An 18,835-nucleotide genomic window follows, 5' to 3' on the forward strand; every position below is an offset into this window, starting at 1 on the left:
TTATTCCAGTGGGGAATACTGCGCTGACGTCAGGCGTTCCCGCTCTCCCTTTTTCAGGGCGTGAGCGGGGTGCCGGTATTACTTCTTACGCGTCAAGGTGATACGGGTCAGTTCCGATGGGCGACCGACCCTCACCGCCATACCGGGCCAAAGACCGGTACCGTTATTCACGTACAGCTGCATGCCATCCACATCATAACGGCCTGAAACAAAGCCATTATTAGGTTTGGCAAATAGCCGATCGAATCCCCAGATTAAGCCGCCGTGCGTATGCCCTGAAAGCTGGATATCGACGCCCTGTGTGGCATTTTCACGCGCATTTTTGGGCTGATGATCGAGTAACACAATCGGTGCGTTTTCCGGTGCGCCTGCTAATGCCTGGGTGAGATCAGGACCATCAGCACCTCGCGCGGTGGCTGATGCATCGGTCAGGCCGGCGATCACCAGTTTTGCCTCTCCGCGGGCGATCACCTTGTGGCGGTTGAGCAGGGGATCTAACCCTAAGGAAGCCAGATGCTCCGTCCACGCCTGTTGTTCGAAGAAGTATTCGTGGTTGCCGGTGATGGCCAGTACGCCATCCGGGGCATGCAAACCGCGCAGCGGTTCAACATCGTTACGGCGGTTTTCCAGGGTGCCATCAATAACATCACCGGTGATGACGATCAGGTCCACATTCAGCGACATTGCCTGCTTCACCATGGATGCCGTCCAGCTGGCATTGAAAAGCCGGGTGATGTGCAAATCGGTGAGCTGGAGCAGTTGATAACCTTCAAACGCCTGCGGCAAATTGGCGACCTCAAGAGTGACATCTTTCAGCGCGGGAACGCGGGTGGCCTGTTGAACGCCGTACGTAGCCAGACCCATGGCAAACAGTGCAGCCAGGTAACGAATGCCTGGCGCAATCTCCAGCGGATGCCTGACAATCAGTGAAATCAGTGCGACCACATCAATCACCAACTGCGTGAGCGCGAGGAACAGCACCGCACTGAACGCCCAGTTAAAGAGAATAATCACCATGCGCGGCATTTCAGGGGCAAAAATGCTGCCAGAGGTGAACCGGCTAACCAGCAGATACTGAGACGCCAGCAGCACCAGCAGCGATAACAGGATTTTTAGAGCAATGGGCATGGAAAGCGGGATAAGAAAACGGGCGATAACATACCAACTCGGTATGCTGAAGATAAGGTGAAACATGTCAATATTCCCTTAAAAAGTGGTGCACGATAATGCAAAGATGAAGTGAAAAGCATCGGTCACTGAACAATCTGAAAAGTTGTAGCATAGATCCCGTATTAATCTAAGTGCTAAGGTCATTACACAGAGCAAAAGGAGGAGGGCACTCATGCGGACCGTGACTGTGACCGCTTACGACAAGCGGTGGCCCGGTTTATTCGAGGCGGAAAGCGCGCTGTTACTGGCCACCCTGGGCAATATTATTTTCCGCATTCACCACATTGGCAGCACGTCAGTACCCGAGCTGGCAGCAAAACCCGTCATAGACATATTGTTAGAGGTTAATGGGCTGACAGAACTGGATAACGCCAATGCTGCAATGAAGCTCAATGGCTACACAGCCCGTGGTGAAAATGGCATCCCCAATCGTCGATATTTCACTAAAGGTGGCGATCAGCGCAGTCATCAGGTTCATGCTTTTGCTGTAGGCGACAGCCAAATCATAAAGCATCTGGCGTTCCGGGATTATCTGATCAACAACAAGAACGCAGCAGAACAGTATGCCGAAATAAAACGTGCTGCGGTGCTGGCAAGTGACAACGATGTTCATCGTTACAGTGCTTTCAAGACGGCGTTTATTGAACACCATCTTCGGTTGGCACTTACTGGCGCAGCGTGTTTAGCCAGTCACACCAAGCCTTAACGCTACGTTTTATCGGTGGAGAGAGAGCTTCAGACGCCATCAGTGAACGGCAGAGGATTCAAACCGCGGATAAGTCATCGTTTTCACGTAGCGCCACCTTGGTACGCATAATGTATATTATGTTAAATTAGATATCAGGGAACACTCCCGCTGGTTGCAACCGGCTCGCCTTCTTTTCCTGACTGAATCTACATCTACTCATCTCTCCGTACCAACGGTCCGCCAATGTGTCGCTACGTGAAAAGTTGGGGATAACTCCCCTTCTCTTTTCGTAGAATTCGCGTAGCGACGCCAACTCTGCAATGCCGTGCAATTATTTTCATTTTTCCCTGAATCTTTCCACGCATTTGCCGATACCCGTTAAGGACAGCCACTTACGTGTCCGCCACCATACCTGTTAGAACACCAGGAATGCACAGACTATCATCCCGGCAAGCACCCCCTTGGGTGTAAAGAGATACCATCTTTCGTGACTGACTGATGACCAAGTGTCCCGCCTGGAAAAAACATTCTGCCCACTATGGGCTTGCCGAGAAGAATTCAGTTGCGATGGCTATGCCACAAACCGGCCTGCGCGTATCTGGTTCATCGAGATGTTGATAACTTCCTGAGGTGTTCTATGTTTGGTATGAAAAAATCGAGCTTTTCGCTGCCCTCGTCCAAAAGTAACGGCATCACCCGGGACATCAATGCAATAAAACAGCATGTGGCATGGATTGAGTTTTCGCCTGATGGAGAGATTCTCAACGCCAATCAACAATTTCTCGATGTCACTGGTTACTCACTGAGTGAGATTCAGGGAAAACATCACCGGATTTTTTGCAAACCGGATTACTGCCGTTCAGCAAGCTACAGTGCCTTTTGGCAGACACTCGCAACAGGCGAATCGGTAACGGGTATCTTTGAACGTTTCAGCAAACAGCATCAGCGCTTTTATCTCAGCGCCACCTATTTCCCGGTTACCGATGATAACGGCATTGTTTATAAAGTGATTAAGGTCGCCTCCGATATCACCGCCCGCCATCATGAGTTAGAGCAAAAAGAAGCGGTGATCACTGCACTGGACCTGTCCATGGCGGTGATCGAATTCACGCCTGATGGTCAGATTCTTACGGCTAATAGCAACTTTCTTACCCATATGGGCTTTAACTTGTCTGATATTGTCGGCCAGCATCATCGCATCTTTTGCTATGAAAGTTTTTATCATGAAAACCCCGATTTCTGGAAAAAAATTGGCAAAGGTCAGCACTTTGTTGGGCGCTTTGAACGTAAAACGGCCAGCGGTGAGCGCATTTGGCTAGAAGCCAGTTACAATCCCGTCTATGACGCTGATGGCCATGTTTGTAAGGTGATTAAGATCGCATCTGATATCACTACCCGTGTCGAAGCCGCAAAACGGGTGGCCGATATCGCCGTTACCACCTCAGAAGAAACCTCGCAAATCACGCATAATGCCAATGAGGTGCTGGAAGAAACGGTGCGTAACTCCGGGCTGGTTGCTGTTCAGGTAAATGCCGCAACCGAGATTGGTGCAAAGCTCAATGCTTCGGCCAAAAGCATTACTGAAGTCGTTGATACAATTAACGTTATTGCCGCACAAACCAATATTCTGGCACTGAATGCCGCCATTGAGTCAGCGCGGGCTGGCGAAGCCGGACGCGGATTTAGTGTCGTCGCTGCGGAAGTCCGCCGACTGGCTGCATCGACCGCCAGCGCCACGCAAAAAATAACGTCCGTCGTAGAAGTGAATGCTGATTTGATCCAGCAGATGTATCAACAGTTGGATGCGGTAAAACAATTCGTGGTCACCGAACAGGATAAAATCAGCGACCTCTCGCGGAGCCTGAAGGAAATTAATCGCGGCGTGCACCAGTTTGTCAGCGTCATCCATCGGCTGGATGTGTAATCCACCCTGTTCAGTCGACGGGTTTAGATGCCGGTGAAAGAGCAATGATGAGCGAATACGGCAACAAGCTTATCTGGCCAGCAGCCCTGTGCTGCTGGCTTTGCACCACGTCCGGACCCGGCGGACATCAATGAAGAAGTGCCCTATCTCCCATGTTAAAATAGTATATTAATCGCATCTCTTAAGTTTAATCAGACCATTTTTCGTATGATCTTGCACAAAGTCTGGGCCATCAACCCAAACATATTTTTTCTTACTTTTATCAAAGAAACCATGCCATCTGAACAACCCTGAGCTGCCCTTAATGGTCATTTCAGCCACCGATTTCGTTGTGCTGTAACTATCCCACGCAAGGTTCATTCCACCTGTACCAAGATCAAGCGGCTTATCAAAATACACAGCAACCTGATTAGCGGAGATCTCTTTTGAATGGATTGAGATGATGATTTGATTGTCATTCACAATAAACGGACTGGGGATTTTACTTAGCTGAATTGAAAAACCCTCGTCATCACAGGTCGTTCCCCATGTGCCGAGATGAGACTGTGCATAAGACGTAAATGACAGAAAAAATAAACCAGCAATTAAAATTTTCATTCATACTCTTCAAGATGCTTCAATAAAATGACGATGTTCTATGCGAAACAATAAATCCGGAGCAGTTAGCGCTCAACAAACAGTGACTGATTCTTTGCCAGATAGAAAGGCCTCAGATAAGCCACGGTATTGGACAATGGCAGTATTTCCGCACTCAGGTTGATGCCAATTTCCTCACGCAGATAACGCCGTCTCGTCTCAATACGATTCCATAACGCCGGATAGTGTTTGCTGATCTCTGCCTGAAGCGTGATATCCGCAAGTACCACGCACTCTTCCGCGCTAACGCCTGTGTAACCCGCGACCGAAGGGATGATATCAATCTGCATGATCATGCCGCTTTTCAGCGGTTCATCCGACCCCTCATAGACCGGGGAAGACATCCACTCTTCATCTGAAACGAGGTGACCCGGATTCAGGTGCCAGCCATAGCGTTCTTTCGGTAATACACGTTCCACCAGCTGGTAAAGCTCGTCGCCGGTCATGCCACAGTGAATATTTTCCAGCCAGGCAACAACCGCAGCGAAATACGGTTTAGCCATACGCTGCAACCACTCTTCCTGCCCGGCAGGCAATTCACTCTCATCGGCAATAACAAAACCGGTTCTGCTGGACAATCCGCCTTTAAAGCCAGTGGTCAATGATAACGGATCACCCTTCTGCACTTTCTTATAACTCGGGTATATATTGGCTTTATCGAAGCGGCTACCGGTGGCGGCAATGGATACCACCGTGTTGTCCTGGCCTTCCGCGGCCAGCAGTGCACCCAGACCAACTTCACGGACACCAACCTCAATCGCATTCATTGCATCAAGAATACAGTTTGATGCGAGGTTAGCACCGTATTCATAGTGAGCAATTTCGTTCGCATTACAGGTCGCACGCGCCCCCGATTTGCCACTAATAAAGAGGTGAGCGGCATTCTCCAGCTCTGCACTGGCTTTCAGGATGCGTCTGACCGCCTCAACAATAAAATACGGCAGATCAAAGAACGTTTTGCCGTTCCCGGCCGCCGGAGTGAACATCTTCCAGCCCACCAGCCCTACCTTACTTTTATTGTTAAGCCCGGCTGCGGTGAAGAGACTTTCCAGCGGCGCTTCGTTATCCATTGGCTGATTTGGCAGAGAGAAGTACGGGCTGTGTGCCAGCGTAACCGGCACGCGTGAAAAGCGCGCAAGCTTCAGGTTTTCATTGCCCAGCACCAGCGTACATTTGCCACTGGTTTCCAGAATTAGCAGGCCTTCTTCAAAACGCGGAATAAATCCCGTCAGATAGGCGAAGTTAGCGCCATGCTCTTTGTCTGCGTATATCACAAGAGCATCGAAGCCTTCGTTCTTCATCCCATTCAGGATTTTTTCTTTTCGCGCCAGAATCGTTTCATCTGTCAGGAGAACAGGCTCGACCTGGGTAAATTTCACCGGGGCGACGGTCGGTCCTAACTTTATTGTTGTGGAAACCATGATGCACTCCCTCAGGTTACGAATTAATGGTTAAGTAGCAGATGGATCACTGTGCGTAGCAGGATACCCAGCAAAACACCGGGAATGACGTAACGAAACAGCCTGACAAAGCGACTGGCAATACCCAGAAAAATACCGATGCCAGGCAGATCAAAGGTCTGAATCATTAAGCCAGCAGAGGCGTTAATCTGCTGAGGTGTGATCAGCCCTTTCTGTATCAGCTCCGTCATCACGCCGTAATATGCGGTGCCCCCTGCCAGCATTTTGGTCAGTGCCGGCATAACAAAGATATCCGGGATATTGAACATGCCGAGCAGCGGGGCAAGCAGTGCGGTCAGCCCTTCAATCGCCCCGGCCGCTTTCAGTATGCCCACCACCGTCAGCGACAGGAGAAGCATGGGAACGGACCCCAACGCCAGGCGGATTGCGTCTGAACCGGCACCGTTAATGACGGCGATCAGCCCCTGAGGTGCGTTGCCCTCCAGTCTCTCTTTTTCCGCCAGCGGCAGGGAATCCGTCGACAGCCTTCGCCCGCTAAGGTGATAGGTGAACGCCGCCGCAGCCAGCCCCCCGACGATTGAAATGATCACGGCTTCGCCCCAGTGCAGGCCAAAAGGGATAAGGGGATAAAAGACGTTCCCCTGGCCCATGGCAAAAAGCATCGCCAGGGCTGCCGCGAGGTGACGGTCGGAAGTGCCGCGTTTCTCCATAATCGCCAGCGCCGCCAGCGGTGCGGCGAAACTAACAAAGTTCAGCTGGATCAGCGCAAAAATAGCCAGCCCGGTGATGCCAAATGGCCTGAATATCGGCGTCATCACACGCACAATCGCGTCAAGCACGCCCTTCTGTTCCAGGTATCTCATGATAATCAGCATGACTACCATCACCGGGATCAGGGTGTAAAGCGCAACATCAACAGAGGTTCGCCCTGCCGACATAATAATGCCAATGATATCCATTAACGGGTTCCACAAGGGTATAAGAAGAGCCGACTGCCCACTATTCGTTAGCAACGGAATAAGATATAAAATCCCGCTCTACTTCAACTCTTTCAAGTCAAGAAAGGCTTTCATCGTTATCCCCATTGGCGCAAACTGTCGCGATTCAAGCCTGATCAGAGCAATGTATGCACGCTAAAATGATTGAATATATTAATATATTTTTGCAGGTTGTTGAACAGGGTAGCTTTACTAAGGCGGCCGATGTTCTGCAACTTCATCGCCCTGCCGTGAGCAAAGCGATTCAGCAGCTTGAGGATGATCTCGGGGTGAAACTGATCCACCGTACCACCCGCAAGCTGAGTGTCACCGCAGAAGGCGACGACTTCTATCAGCGTTCAAAGCATCTCTTGGCTGAAGTGAACGATATGATGGCAAACTTCTCACCCACGCTCCCTCCGCGTGGGCGTCTTACGCTGGATATGCCGCTGGCGCTGGCGCATAGCATTCTGATCCCTCATCTGGCGCAGTTTAAAGCGCTGTACCCTGATATTGAGGTCGTTCTGGTCTCCTCGGATAAGAAAACCGATTTAATTAGCGAAGGCGTCGACTGCGTTGTGCGCCTGGGAGAGTTGACGGATTGCAGTTTTATCTCCAGACGGCTGGGCGATATCCGCATGGTCACCTGCGCGGCCCCTTCCTATCTGCGCAAATACGGTTACCCCCAGACACTGGCGGATTTGGACGCGCATCAGGCCATTCATTTCTTTAGTGATCATAGTCGCGATGTTATGGCGTGGAAATTCATTGAAAACGCTGAGGTTGTTGCAAAACGTCCCGCCAGTAGCCTGCTTGTAGATAACTCCGATATTTTACTCTCCTGCGGCCTGGCCGGGCTGGGGATTATTCAGGCAACCTGCCATGCTCTGGCTCCCCATATTGCTTCCGGTGCGTTGGAAGAAATACTGACTCAGTATCCTTCCGTCCCAAAACCCGTTTCCGTGATGTATCCGGACAGACGTCATCTGTCGTCCAAAGTGCGTGTTTTTATCGACTGGTTTAGCGAGATTTTTGCCCGACAGCGCTGCTGAAACCAGGCGATTGTTACTGAATCAGTAATAGTGATGTTCCGCCACGCCTGTTTTTACCTTGAGTCTAACCCCGTAAATTACTCGCAGATAAACCGTGCATACCCGCTCCAGGGTATGCCGTTAACTGATGAGGTTTGAATATGTCTAAAGTGGTGACGTTTAACCGTACCGGTGGCCCGGAAGTGCTGGAGGTTATTGATGTTGACGTACCTGCCCCTGCGGCGAATGAAGTTCAAATCCGCGTACAGGCAATCGGCCTCAATCGTGCAGAAATCATGTACCGCAATGGCGAGTATGTGATCGAACCTGTATTTCCGGCCCGGCTGGGGTATGAAGCTGCGGGCGTGGTTGACGCCGTTGGTGCAGACGTTGTCGGATTCATGCCAGGCGATAAAGTTAGCGTTATTCCTTCATTTACCTTTACGCAATATGGCATGTACGGCGAAGTGGTCAATGCCCCGGTTCATGCTGTGGTTAAACACCCTGAGAACCTGTCGTTTGCAGAAGCGGCCGCCAGCTGGATGATGTACGTCACCGCTTATGGCGCGCTGGTCGAGTATGGCAACCTGCAGGCAGGCCAGAACGTGGTGATCCGTGCCGCATCCAGCAGTGTCGGGCTGGCGGCAATTCAGATTGCTAACATGCTGGGCGCGAAACCGATCGCGCTGACGCGCACCAGTGAAAAACGAGACATGCTGTTGAAAGCTGGGGCTGTTGCGGTGATCGCTACCGCCGAACAGGACATGGTGGCGGAAATCACGTGCGTCAGCGGCGGTGAAGGTGCGCATATCGTTTTTGATCCCGTTGGTGGTCCGGATGTGGCAAAGCTGATCCAGGTGATGGCACCTCAGGGCATGTTCTTCCAGTACGGTGCGCTCGACAGCCGCGATATGGTCATTCCTGTCTTCGATATACTCGGTAAGCATCTGACTGTGCGCGGTTATGAACTGTTCGAAATCACCACCGATGCCGATAAACTGGTGCGCGCTAAAGCGTTTGTGAGTGAGGGGCTGCGGTCGGGGAAACTCAAACCGGTGATTGATAAAACCTTCCCGCTCGATGATATTGCAGAGGCTCAGCGCTATATGGAAGCCAATGGACAGGTGGGTAAAATTGTCGTGACCGTTCAGTCTGCCGTCTGATCGCCTTTCTTTTTCACCTCATCTGTCGACAGGCAGATGAGGCTCTGTACGCTTCCCTGCCCCCTAATCCATTGACTTTACGGCCTGAAATAAGAGAATCTTCTTATCACTCGACCACCAGAAAGAACCGGAGCATACCATCACCCGTTCTCGCCGTATTCCCGCCGTCATCGCCCTTAAAAGGTCGGCCGCACTGGCTATCGCCGCGTTGTTACTGTTCAGTTGTTCTTCCGAACCGCCGAAATCGCTGGTCACCCCGCTCCCGCCGGTGGCAAAACAGCCGCTGCCAACACGGCCTGAGCTGGCGAAGGAACCGATGCGTGGCGTCTGGCTGGCGACCGTTTCGCGCCTGGACTGGCCGCCGATCGCTTCGGTCAATGTCAGTAGCGCGGCGCTGCGTATCAGCCTGCAGCAAAAAGCGCTGACCGATAAGCTGGATAAACTGAAAAGTCTCGGCATCAATACCGTGTTCTTCCAGGTAAAACCCGATGGTACGGCGCTGTGGTCGTCAAAAATCCTGCCGTGGTCAGATATGGTGACCGGGAACATTGGCGAGGATCCGGGCTACGATCCGTTGCAGTTTATGCTCGACGAAGCGCATAAACGCGGCATGAAGGTGCATGCCTGGCTAAACCCTTATCGTGTCTCTGTTAACACCAAAGCCTCCACCACGGTCGAGCTGAATCGAACGCTGTCGCAGCAACCTGCCAGCGTCTATGTACTGCATCGCGACTGGATCCGCACCTCGGGGGATCGTTTTGTGCTTGACCCCGGCATCCCGGCAGTGCGCGACTGGATCACCAGCATCGTCGCTGAAGTGGTGGCGCACTATCCTGTCGATGGCGTGCAGTTCGATGACTATTTCTATACGGAATCCCCAGGTTCTGCCCTCAATGACAGCCAGACGTTCCGGCAATACGGTCAGGGATTTAGCAGTAAGGCAGACTGGCGGCGGCACAACACGCAGCAGCTGATCGAGCAGGTGTCGCGTACCATCAAACAGTTAAAACCGGATGTCGAATTCGGCGTCAGCCCGGCTGGCGTATGGCGCAATCTGTCACACGATCCGGCAGGCTCCGATACGCGCGGTGCAGCAGCCTATGATGAATCCTTCGCCGATACCCGCCGCTGGGTGCAACAAGGCCTGCTGGACTATATTGCCCCGCAGGTGTACTGGCCTTTCGCACGGCAGGCGGCACGCTACGATGTGCTGGCAAAATGGTGGGCAGAGGTGGTGAAACCCACCAGCACGCGGCTGTATATCGGCATTGCGCTGTATAAAGTCGGGGAACCGTCGAAGAATGAGCCAGACTGGACGGTACAGGGAGGCGTGCCGGAGCTGAAAAAACAGCTCGACTTGAATGAGTCGCTACCGAATATTGATGGCACCATCCTGTTCAGAGAAAACTACCTCAATCAGCCACAGACTCAGGATGCGGTAAATTACCTGAAAAGCCGCTGGGGTCAGGCCGCAGCCAAATAAGCTAACAGGATCAGCAGGGTAGCGCCCTGCCGGTCCTGCTTTATCCCGCTTGTCTCCCCGCAAACGTTTCTACCAATCTCAGCCCGCTTTACACGCAAATCTGTTAATTAACGGCAGATAAATTCCGCAATCTGTTCGGCAAACCCCTTAATCTGGATAACGAACCGGGATAACACCCTTATGTGTTTTTTAATCCTTGATAGCCGCCGTAACACCGTCACCTGAGGAATCATATTGATGAAAGTGCAGAAAATAGAACAGCCCGCCGCCATCGAATCGCTGGAGTCATGGGGAACCGTTGAAGGCCTGCCGGGCACCTCTGCCATCAAGCTCTCCGGCCTGCAAAAAGTGATTCCGGGGAAGGAAGATATTGATACCGGGATTTTTCAGTGTGGCACGGGCAGCTATCGTCGCTCGGTTAAACAGGCTGAGATTATGCATTTCCTCGGCGGCTCCGGGTCATTTACACCCGACGGTGAAGAGACGTTAACTTTCAAAGCGGGTGATTCCTTCTTTTTCGAAGCCAACACCGAAGGCACCTGGGTGGTGGAAACCGAGATGCGTAAGCTGTATGTGATTTTTGATGCAGAAGTCTGAGTAACTCAGCCCTACCTGATCCCCTGTTTAGTCCTGCGGGGATCGGGTGTTAAACCCATAAGTGCCCTTTTACATCAATATTTTACGCAAGCGATAATTGATAAAACTCTGGCCACGCACCGACACCTGCTGGGCTTCAACCAACTGGAAGCCGTGTCGGATAAAGAAGGGTTTCGCGGTAATGCTCGCCTCGGTATAGATAACCGGGATGTCCATCTTCACTACCGCCAGCTCCAGCCACTTTAGCAGCGCGGTTGCCACACCGCAGCGCTGATGCCTGGGATCGGTAAATAACATATCCAGATGTCCGTCATACTCCACGTTGCCAAACCCGGCGAGCTCCCCATTGCGGATCGCTAGCCAGCACTGACTTTCTTTGAATCGTTTCTCCCAGGCCGTCCTGTCTACCTGTACCCAGGCGTCAATCTGTTCCGGATTGTAATCCTGTGAGGCTATCTGACGCACTGCGCCCTGAAACAGCGTAATAGCAGCATCAAGATCGCTGGCCTGGAATGCTCTGATAGTGATGCTCATCGGTTCTCCATCTTGCCTGGGGTGATCACTTGTCCCTACATCTTAGTCTATGATTGTTATGGCCTGACAGCTATCCCGATCCCGATAACACCTTTTCCGACTAACGCTCAGAGTAGCGGAGCGCCGTTGTGTTGCCAGCGATCCCCGAGCGCTGGATAAAACGAGGACAGTGAATGGAAACCCGATCATATTTAAAACATTGGGGCGCCGAGTATGTGGCCACCGATACCGTTCGTTTTCGCCTCTGGGCCACGGGCCAGAACAAGGTCAAACTCCGGCTTTCTGGCAAAGAAACGGACATGCAACCCACGGGCAACGGCTGGTTTGAGCAGCAGATCAGCGGTGTGTTCCCCGGTGCGGAGTATCAGTTTGTACTTGCCAATGGCATGACGGTGCCGGACCCCGCTTCCCGCGCCCAGCGTGATGATGTCGATGGCCCTTCGCTGGTGATCGACCCCACCGCTTACGTCTGGCAGAACACCCGGTGGTCAGGACGGCGCTGGGAAGAAACCGTGGTCTATGAGCTGCATATCGGTACCTTTACGCCACAGGGCACATTCCAGGCGGCGGCAGAAAAACTCCCTTACCTGGCAGAACTGGGCATCACGATGATCGAAGTGCTGCCGGTGGCGCAGTTTGGTGGCCGTCGTGGTTGGGGTTATGACGGCGTTCTGCTGTATGCCCCCCATGCCGCCTACGGCACACCGGATGATTTTAAAGCCTTTATCGATGCGGCGCACGGTTACGGCATCTCGGTGGTGCTGGATATCGTGCTAAATCATTTTGGTCCGCAGGGGAATTATCTGCCGCTGCTGTCCCCCGACTTCTTCCACCCGGAGCGGATGACGCCCTGGGGAGCGGGTATCGCCCATGATGTCGAGGCCGTGCGTCAGTATATTGCAGAAGCACCGCTTTACTGGTTGCGGGAGTTTAACCTCGATGGCCTGCGTTTCGATGCCATCGACCAGATTGAAGACACCACCGACCCCCATATCCTGATTGAGATTGCCCAACGCATCCGCGCTGAGCTGCCTGAGCGGCCGATCCATCTGACGACCGAAGACTGCCGTAACGTGATTTTCCTGCATCCACGCGACGCTGACGGCAACGCCCCGCGGTTTAACGGTGAATGGAATGATGACTTCCATAATGCGATCCATGTGTTCGCCACCGGGGAAACCCATGCCTATTACCAGGACTTTGCCGACCGCCCAGAAAAAGGCGTGGCACGGGCGCTGACGGAGGGCTTTGTCTATCAGGGTGAGGTTGCCGTTCAGTCTGGCGAAGCGCGCGGCGTCGACAGTCGCGGTCAGCCCCCTGCGGCGTTTGTTGATTTTATCCAGAATCATGATCAGGTGGGCAACCGCGCGCAAGGCGACAGGCTGATCACCCTGACCGGGGCCGACCGTAACAAAGTGCTGCTGGCCACACTGCTGCTCTCACCGCATATCCCGCTGCTGCTGATGGGCGAAGAGTATGGCGAGACCAACCCGTTCCTGTTCTTTACTGATTTTCATGGCGATCTGGCGCGGGCCGTACGCGAAGGGCGAGCCAGAGAGTTCGAAGGCCACGCGGGGCATGAAGGGGAAGTCGTCCCCGATCCGAACGCGGAAACCACCTTTACCCGTTCTAAGCTCGACTGGCATAAGCCTGACAGCGCAGAGGGTAAAGCCTGGCTGGCGCTGACCCGACAGCTGCTGACGCTGCGTCAAAACGTTATCGTGCCGCTGCTGGGGACTGCGGGCGGTCATGCAGGCCAGGTGCTGAAGACCGCACCGGGGTTTGTGGCCGTCAGCTGGACCTTCCCCCGGGGCCAGTTATCCATTGCTCTGAACATCGGTGACTCAACGCAGCCACTGCCCGCGCTGCCCGGCAAAACGATTTTCGCCTGGCCGGCTGATACGCAGGATCTGCCACAGCACGCCATCGTGGTTCGTCTTCTGCCAGGAGAGGAAAAATGACCATTCCAACCGCCACATGGCGTATTCAGTTTCGTAACGGCATGACGTTTGATCGCGCTGCCAGCCTCGTGCCCTACCTGAAACAGCTGGGCATCAGCCATCTCTATGCTTCCCCGATTTTTACGGCGACCACCGGGTCGACTCACGGCTATGACGTCACGGATGCCAATGAGATCGACCCGTCGATTGGCGGCCGCGCAGGGTTTGACCGTCTGGTCAGCGCGCTGAAAAATGCCGGGCTGGGACTGATCCTCGATATTGTGCCGAACCATATGGCGGCCTCGCTGGAAAATGCCTGGTGGCGCGATGTGGTTGAACACGGTGAGGCAAGCCGCTACGCGCGACATTTTGATATCGACTGGTCCCGCCGTCTGACGCTGCCGTTCCTGGGCGATGCCTTTGAGACGGCGCTGGATAACAATGAGATCACGGTGCAAGCCGATCCCGACAGCGGCAAACCCGCGCTGGCGTATTACGACACCTTCTACCCGCTGAAACCGGAAACCTGGCAGGAATGTGAAGCCGATGTGCTGGCACTCACCGATCGGTCGGAGATGGCGGCACTCCACCAGCGTCAGCCTTGGCGGTTGATGTGCTGGCGTGATGCGGCCAATGAGCTCTCCTACCGCCGTGTGTTTGAAATAACCGGACTGGTGGGTATGCGGGTTGTGGATCGCGGCGTATTTGATGATACCCACCGTCTGATCCTCGAACTGGTGCATTCCGGTGCCGTTGACGGGCTGCGGGTTGACCATGTTGACGGGCTGGCCAACCCACAGGCGTATCTGACGCGCCTGCGCCAGCAGGCAGGCCCGGACTGCTATATCACCGTAGAGAAAATCCTTGGCAAAGATGAACAGCTGCCGAGCGACTGGCCGGTTTCCGGCACCACCGGCTATGAGTTTATGGCAGCGCTCTCCGATGCGCTGGTCGATGGCAGTCAAATCAGCGCCCTGCGCAAAATCTACAATGATGTGCTGGATAAGCCAGTGAATATGGCCGCCGAACTGCGAGAAGCCAAGCGGCTGATGGTGGATAAGAACTTTGCCGGTGAGTTCAGCACCCTGCTGACCCTCGTCGGTGATATTGCCGCAGAGGAAAGTGCACTGTTGCCGGAAAGCAACCTGCGCCAGGCGCTGCGTGAACTGCTGATTGCCTTCCCGGTGTACCGCACCTATGGCACGGAAAACGGATTGCCTGCGGCCGATAGCGAATTATTGCAACAGGTGGCAAACCACGTTAAAAACCGTACCGATGCCCCTGACCCGGCGGCCCTTAACCTGATCCTGCGTATTCTCACGGGCGAGATCCCGGCACACACGCGTCAGCAGGCCACCACGTTCCGCATCCGTTTCCAGCAACTGACTGGCCCGCTGATGGCGAAATCGGTCGAAGATACCCTGTTCTTCCGCCAGCATATGTCGCTGGCGCTGAATGAGGTTGGCGCGGAACCGCTGCCGCGTGCCTTCTCGCTTGACCGCTTTCACGCAGAGATGAAAGTGCGCCTTGAGCGACAGCCGGATGCCCTTTCCGGCACCACCACGCACGATACCAAACGCGGCGAAGATGCCCGGGCGCGGCTTTATACGCTCTCCGAAGCCCCGGCGCACTGGGCTGCGTGCGTGGCGCGCTGGTGCGAGATGAACCGCAGCTGCGTGGTGACGCTTGACGATGGCCGGGCGCCAAAACCCTCTGTCGAGTGGATGCTCTACCAGGCGCTGGCCGGTGTCTGGCCTGCGACGCTTCAGCCCCGGGATCACGCCGGGCTGGCGGCGCTGGAAGAGCGTTTTCTCGCCTATGTGCAAAAAGCACTGCGCGAAGCGAAGCAGCGTACCAACTGGACTGCCGTGAACGATGACTACGAGAATGCGGTGCTCGACTATGCGCGTCACCTGCTCTCGCCGGCTAATACCGACTTTTTGCATGATTTCACCGCCTCGCTGCAACCGTTTATCCAGGCCGGGCTGGTGAACAGTCTCACCCAGACGGTGGTGAAACTGACTGCGCCAGGCGTTCCGGATATTTACCAGGGCAGTGAAACGCTCGATTTCAGTCTGATCGATCCCGATAACCGCAGGGAGCCGGACTTTCCCGCACTGCAACAGATGCTGACGGCACACAAAACGCCGCTGGATAGCGACCCGGCGCACTGGCTGAGCGGCCAGCTCAACCAGCACGTAATCGCCAGCCTGCTACAACTGCGTCAGGCCCGTCCGGCACTGTTTCGTCATGGCGATTATCTGCCGCTGAGCGCACAAGGGCCGCGCGAAGATCATCTGATCCTGTTCGCCCGGCTGGACAGTACCCATGCGCTGATGGTGATTGCCCCGCGTCTGGCGCTGAAGCTGCCGGATAACGCCGGAGAATCTGATCAGAGGGCGCCTTCTGCCTCGACCACTATCGCGCTGACAGCACCGCTTTCCCACCGTCGCTACCGTAATATCCTCAGTGGAGAAGTGATGTTTGTGACCGACCAGATCACGCTGGCCGCCACAGACACGGGTTTACCGCTGATACTCAGCAGTGAATAGCCCCCAGAAAAGTGAATAACAGACGCTACCGCTTACCATTTGCCAAGGGATGAAAAGAACGCTATGTCGAACGCAACACCTTATGTCATCGAAGCCGGGTTAAGCCACCAGCTGGGGGCCAATTTTGATGGTGAAGGGGTAAATTTCGCCCTCTTCTCCGCGCACGCTGAGCGCGTTGAGCTGTGCCTCTATGACCCCAGTGGACAGCAGGAGATCGCCAGGCTGGAACTGCCGGAATATACCCATGAAGTGTGGCATGGCTATGTGCGGGGGCTCCAACCGGGTGCACTCTACGGCTACCGCGTTTATGGTCCTTATGATCCGGAGAACGGACATCGTTTTAACCCGCATAAGCTGCTGATTGACCCGTATGCAAGGGAACTGTCAGGGGATATTGAGTGGAATGAGGCGCACTTTGCTTACGATTTGTATGATGATGAGAAGGACCTGACCTTTGATACCCGGGACAGCGGCCCGTTTACCCCAAAATGCCGGGTCATCGATCCGGACGAATTCCTCTGGCATGATGAAAATCGCCCGGTGGTCCCCTGGTCAACCACCGTGATCTACGAAGCGCATGTCAAAGGCTTTACCCAGTTGAACAGTGCGGTACCTGAAGCGCTGCGCGGCACCTATGAAGGCATGGGCCATCCGGCCGTCGTGGATTACATCAAAAGCCTTGGCGTGACGTCAGTTGAATTGCTGCCAGTCCACTGGTTCCCGGACGATCAGCACCTGCTGGACAAAGAGCTGAAAAACTTCTGGGGCTATAATTCGCTCGCGTTCTTCTCTCCGGCTTCGCGCTACTTTGGCCCTAACGGCATTCAGGGTTTCCGCGATATGGTGCGCGCCTTCCACGAGGCCGGGATCGAGGTGATCCTCGATGTGGTGTATAACCACACGGCAGAAGGTAACGAACTCGGCCCGACGCTGTCCTTTAAAGGCATTGATAACTTCTCTTACTACCGCACCTTGCCAGATCAGCACCGTTATTACATCAACGACACCGGCACCGGCAATACGGTCAACACCTCACATCCCCGGGTGTTGCAGATGGTGATGGATTCCCTGCGCTACTGGGCGGAATCAATGCATATCGATGGTTTTCGCTTCGATCTGGGCACTATTTTGGGCCGTGAACCGGGTGGCTTCGATCCCCGCGGCGGTTTCTTCGATGCCATTATGCAGGACCCGGTATTGTCACGTCTGAAGCTGATTGGCGAGCCCTGGGATATTGGCCCGGGCGGCTATCAGGTTGGCGCTTTTCCACCCGGCTGGGCGGAATGGAACGATAAATACCGTGACACGGTGCGGGAATACTGGAAGGGAGACAATGTCTCAACCGAGTTCGCGGCTCGTCTGCTGGGCTCAGGCGACCTCTACGATCAGCGCGGGCGTCGTCCCTGGGAGAGCGTCAACTTCATCACCGCCCACGACGGTTTTACGTTGAATGACCTGGTGTCGTACAACGATAAACATAATGATGCCAACGGCGAGGACAATAACGATGGTCATAATGATAACCGCTCCTGGCATTACGGTGTGGAAGGACCAACGGAAGATGAAGCGATCAACGCGATACGCGAACGGCAGAAGCGTAACTTTCTCGCCACCCTGTTGTTCTCCCACGGGACACCGATGCTGCTGGCGGGTGATGAATTTGGTCGCAGTCAGCGCGGCAACAATAACGGCTACTGCCAGGACAACGACATCTCATGGATTAACTGGGACGATGTGCCGGAAAGCGGCGAAATGCTGCGTGAATTTACCCGCCAACTAATCGCCCTGCGCACCGCTCAGCCGCTGCTGCGCCGTGAAAGCTGGCGCGATAATATGGATATCAAGTGGTTTAATGCAGGCGGCGGTTTTCAGCAGCCGGAACAGTGGGATGAAGGTTCAACGCTCGGGGTCTATATTGGCCGGGCAGACCTGACGGAGAAGGAGGGCATCTGGCATGACGTGCTGATGTTGTTTAACCCGTTTGAGGGCAATGTGCCCTTCCTGATCCCGCAGTTTGGCGAAGGTGGCTGGGTACTGGAACTCTGCACATCGGACAGAGCCAAACCCGGCCAGGTGATCACCAAAGAGAAAAATGTCGAGCTGGAAGGTCGCAGCATTGCCCTGTATCGCAGGCCTTAGCTGTACGCTTTCTTACCGGGTTAGCGCAGGTCAGCTTAACGGCTGACCTGATGCCCAATCACACCACCGATGGCTGCGCCGCCCAGGGTTCCCCAGGTGCTGCCTCCGGTCAGGACCGCACCACCCACTGCCCCCACACCGGCACCAATAGCGGTGTTTCTGCCGCGATGAGACATGCCACAGGCCGTTACTGAAAGAGTCACCAGCAAAACAATGGCGATAGTACCGCTGCGTTTTAACAACATAAAAACCTCATTACCATTACGCATAATGGAAGGCAAAAAGTTAACGTTTTATTGTTCTTTTCCATCCCCTGGAAGAACCGCTGCTCCAATGCTGCGAATATAGGCCTTGTTGTTGACGTCCGGCAGGTAAAAATTCTTATAAAATGGCACTGTTTTTTGCTGCGCAAGACACCCCGCCAGCCCCTGCTACAAGCGACCTGTACGCGATTTAATCTCTGGATTCGTGATGATGCATAAGCCCCCCTTCAGCGTTTCCGCCGTGGTTTAGCTCTCACATTCCCTGCCCTGTAGCCCGAAATGAAACCCTGTGAAACAGCTCACGCTCTAATATGAAA

General features: G+C 54.1%; 15 protein-coding genes. 9 read left to right on the forward strand and 6 right to left on the reverse strand.

From position 1 onward, the window contains the following. Nucleotides 1–78 precede the first annotated feature (78 nt). Nucleotides 79–1,194, reverse strand: a complete 1,116-nt coding sequence (locus WH279_RS16000) for a metallophosphoesterase (protein WP_133846559.1) — start codon at nucleotides 1,192–1,194, stop codon at nucleotides 79–81. A gap of 148 nt (nucleotides 1,195–1,342) precedes the next feature. Here WH279_RS16000 and WH279_RS16005 point away from each other — a divergent pair, with 148 nt between their 5' ends. After that, nucleotides 1,343–1,876, forward strand: a complete 534-nt coding sequence (locus WH279_RS16005) for a GrpB family protein (RefSeq protein ID WP_339457686.1) — start codon at nucleotides 1,343–1,345, stop codon at nucleotides 1,874–1,876. 619 nt (nucleotides 1,877–2,495) lie between these two features. Next, nucleotides 2,496–3,782, forward strand: coding sequence for a methyl-accepting chemotaxis protein (locus WH279_RS16010; RefSeq protein ID WP_339458744.1), 1,287 nt, complete (start codon nucleotides 2,496–2,498; stop codon nucleotides 3,780–3,782). A 168-nt stretch (nucleotides 3,783–3,950) separates the two neighbouring features. Here the strand turns inward: WH279_RS16010 and WH279_RS16015 are convergent, their stop codons facing one another. From WH279_RS16015 to WH279_RS16025, 3 genes are all read right to left on the reverse strand, one after another. Continuing rightward, on the reverse strand, nucleotides 3,951–4,379 hold the full coding sequence (locus tag WH279_RS16015; protein ID WP_339457687.1) for a hypothetical protein: 429 nt from the start codon (nucleotides 4,377–4,379) through the stop codon (nucleotides 3,951–3,953). Nucleotides 4,380–4,444: 65 nt separating this feature from the next. After that, nucleotides 4,445–5,839, reverse strand: a complete 1,395-nt coding sequence (locus WH279_RS16020) for a M24 family metallopeptidase (RefSeq protein WP_339457688.1) — start codon at nucleotides 5,837–5,839, stop codon at nucleotides 4,445–4,447. A gap of 23 nt (nucleotides 5,840–5,862) precedes the next feature. Next, nucleotides 5,863–6,798: a nucleoside recognition domain-containing protein gene (locus WH279_RS16025; RefSeq protein WP_167863959.1), complete on the reverse strand. Its 936-nt coding sequence runs from the start codon at nucleotides 6,796–6,798 to the stop codon at nucleotides 5,863–5,865. Between the two features lie 179 nt (nucleotides 6,799–6,977). Between WH279_RS16025 and WH279_RS16030 the strand changes: the two genes are divergently transcribed. The 4 genes from WH279_RS16030 to WH279_RS16045 all read left to right on the forward strand — a co-directional run bounded on the left by WH279_RS16030 (nucleotide 6,978) and on the right by WH279_RS16045 (nucleotide 11,090). Next, nucleotides 6,978–7,868, forward strand: coding sequence for a LysR family transcriptional regulator (locus tag WH279_RS16030; RefSeq protein WP_234472292.1), 891 nt, complete (start codon nucleotides 6,978–6,980; stop codon nucleotides 7,866–7,868). 140 nt (nucleotides 7,869–8,008) lie between these two features. Continuing rightward, entirely contained in the window at nucleotides 8,009–9,010 is a 1,002-nt protein-coding gene (locus WH279_RS16035; protein ID WP_227536311.1) for a zinc-dependent alcohol dehydrogenase family protein, read from the forward strand. 157 nt (nucleotides 9,011–9,167) lie between these two features. Beyond that, entirely contained in the window at nucleotides 9,168–10,493 is a 1,326-nt protein-coding gene (locus WH279_RS16040; RefSeq protein ID WP_339458746.1) for a glycoside hydrolase family 10 protein, read from the forward strand. A 237-nt stretch (nucleotides 10,494–10,730) separates the two neighbouring features. Beyond that, nucleotides 10,731–11,090: a cupin domain-containing protein gene (locus WH279_RS16045; RefSeq protein WP_339457689.1), complete on the forward strand. Its 360-nt coding sequence runs from the start codon at nucleotides 10,731–10,733 to the stop codon at nucleotides 11,088–11,090. Nucleotides 11,091–11,159: 69 nt separating this feature from the next. Here the strand turns inward: WH279_RS16045 and WH279_RS16050 are convergent, their stop codons facing one another. Further along, on the reverse strand, nucleotides 11,160–11,624 hold the full coding sequence (locus WH279_RS16050) for a GNAT family N-acetyltransferase (protein ID WP_133846567.1): 465 nt from the start codon (nucleotides 11,622–11,624) through the stop codon (nucleotides 11,160–11,162). Between the two features lie 173 nt (nucleotides 11,625–11,797). Here WH279_RS16050 and treZ point away from each other — a divergent pair, with 173 nt between their 5' ends. The 3 genes from treZ to glgX all read left to right on the forward strand — a co-directional run bounded on the left by treZ (nucleotide 11,798) and on the right by glgX (nucleotide 18,255). Beyond that, complete coding sequence (treZ, locus tag WH279_RS16055) at nucleotides 11,798–13,585, forward strand: malto-oligosyltrehalose trehalohydrolase (protein ID WP_339457690.1); 1,788 nt, start codon at nucleotides 11,798–11,800, stop codon at nucleotides 13,583–13,585. After that, nucleotides 13,582–16,116 (forward strand): malto-oligosyltrehalose synthase, encoded by a 2,535-nt coding sequence (gene treY / locus WH279_RS16060; RefSeq protein ID WP_339457691.1) that lies wholly within the window; start codon nucleotides 13,582–13,584, stop codon nucleotides 16,114–16,116. The genes treZ and treY overlap by 4 nt, the downstream gene beginning before the upstream one ends. A 63-nt stretch (nucleotides 16,117–16,179) precedes the next feature. Then, complete coding sequence (gene glgX, locus WH279_RS16065) at nucleotides 16,180–18,255, forward strand: glycogen debranching protein GlgX (protein ID WP_339457692.1); 2,076 nt, start codon at nucleotides 16,180–16,182, stop codon at nucleotides 18,253–18,255. Between the two features lie 35 nt (nucleotides 18,256–18,290). Here the strand turns inward: glgX and WH279_RS16070 are convergent, their stop codons facing one another. Continuing rightward, nucleotides 18,291–18,500 carry a glycine zipper 2TM domain-containing protein gene (locus WH279_RS16070; RefSeq protein ID WP_133846571.1) on the reverse strand — a complete coding sequence of 70 codons (210 nt, stop codon included), beginning with the start codon at nucleotides 18,498–18,500 and terminating at the stop codon, nucleotides 18,291–18,293. Nucleotides 18,501–18,835: the final 335 nt, after the last annotated feature.

The organism is Erwinia sp. MYb375 (assembly GCF_037479175.1).
In the GTDB taxonomy this organism is placed as follows: domain Bacteria; phylum Pseudomonadota; class Gammaproteobacteria; order Enterobacterales; family Enterobacteriaceae; genus Erwinia; species Erwinia rhapontici.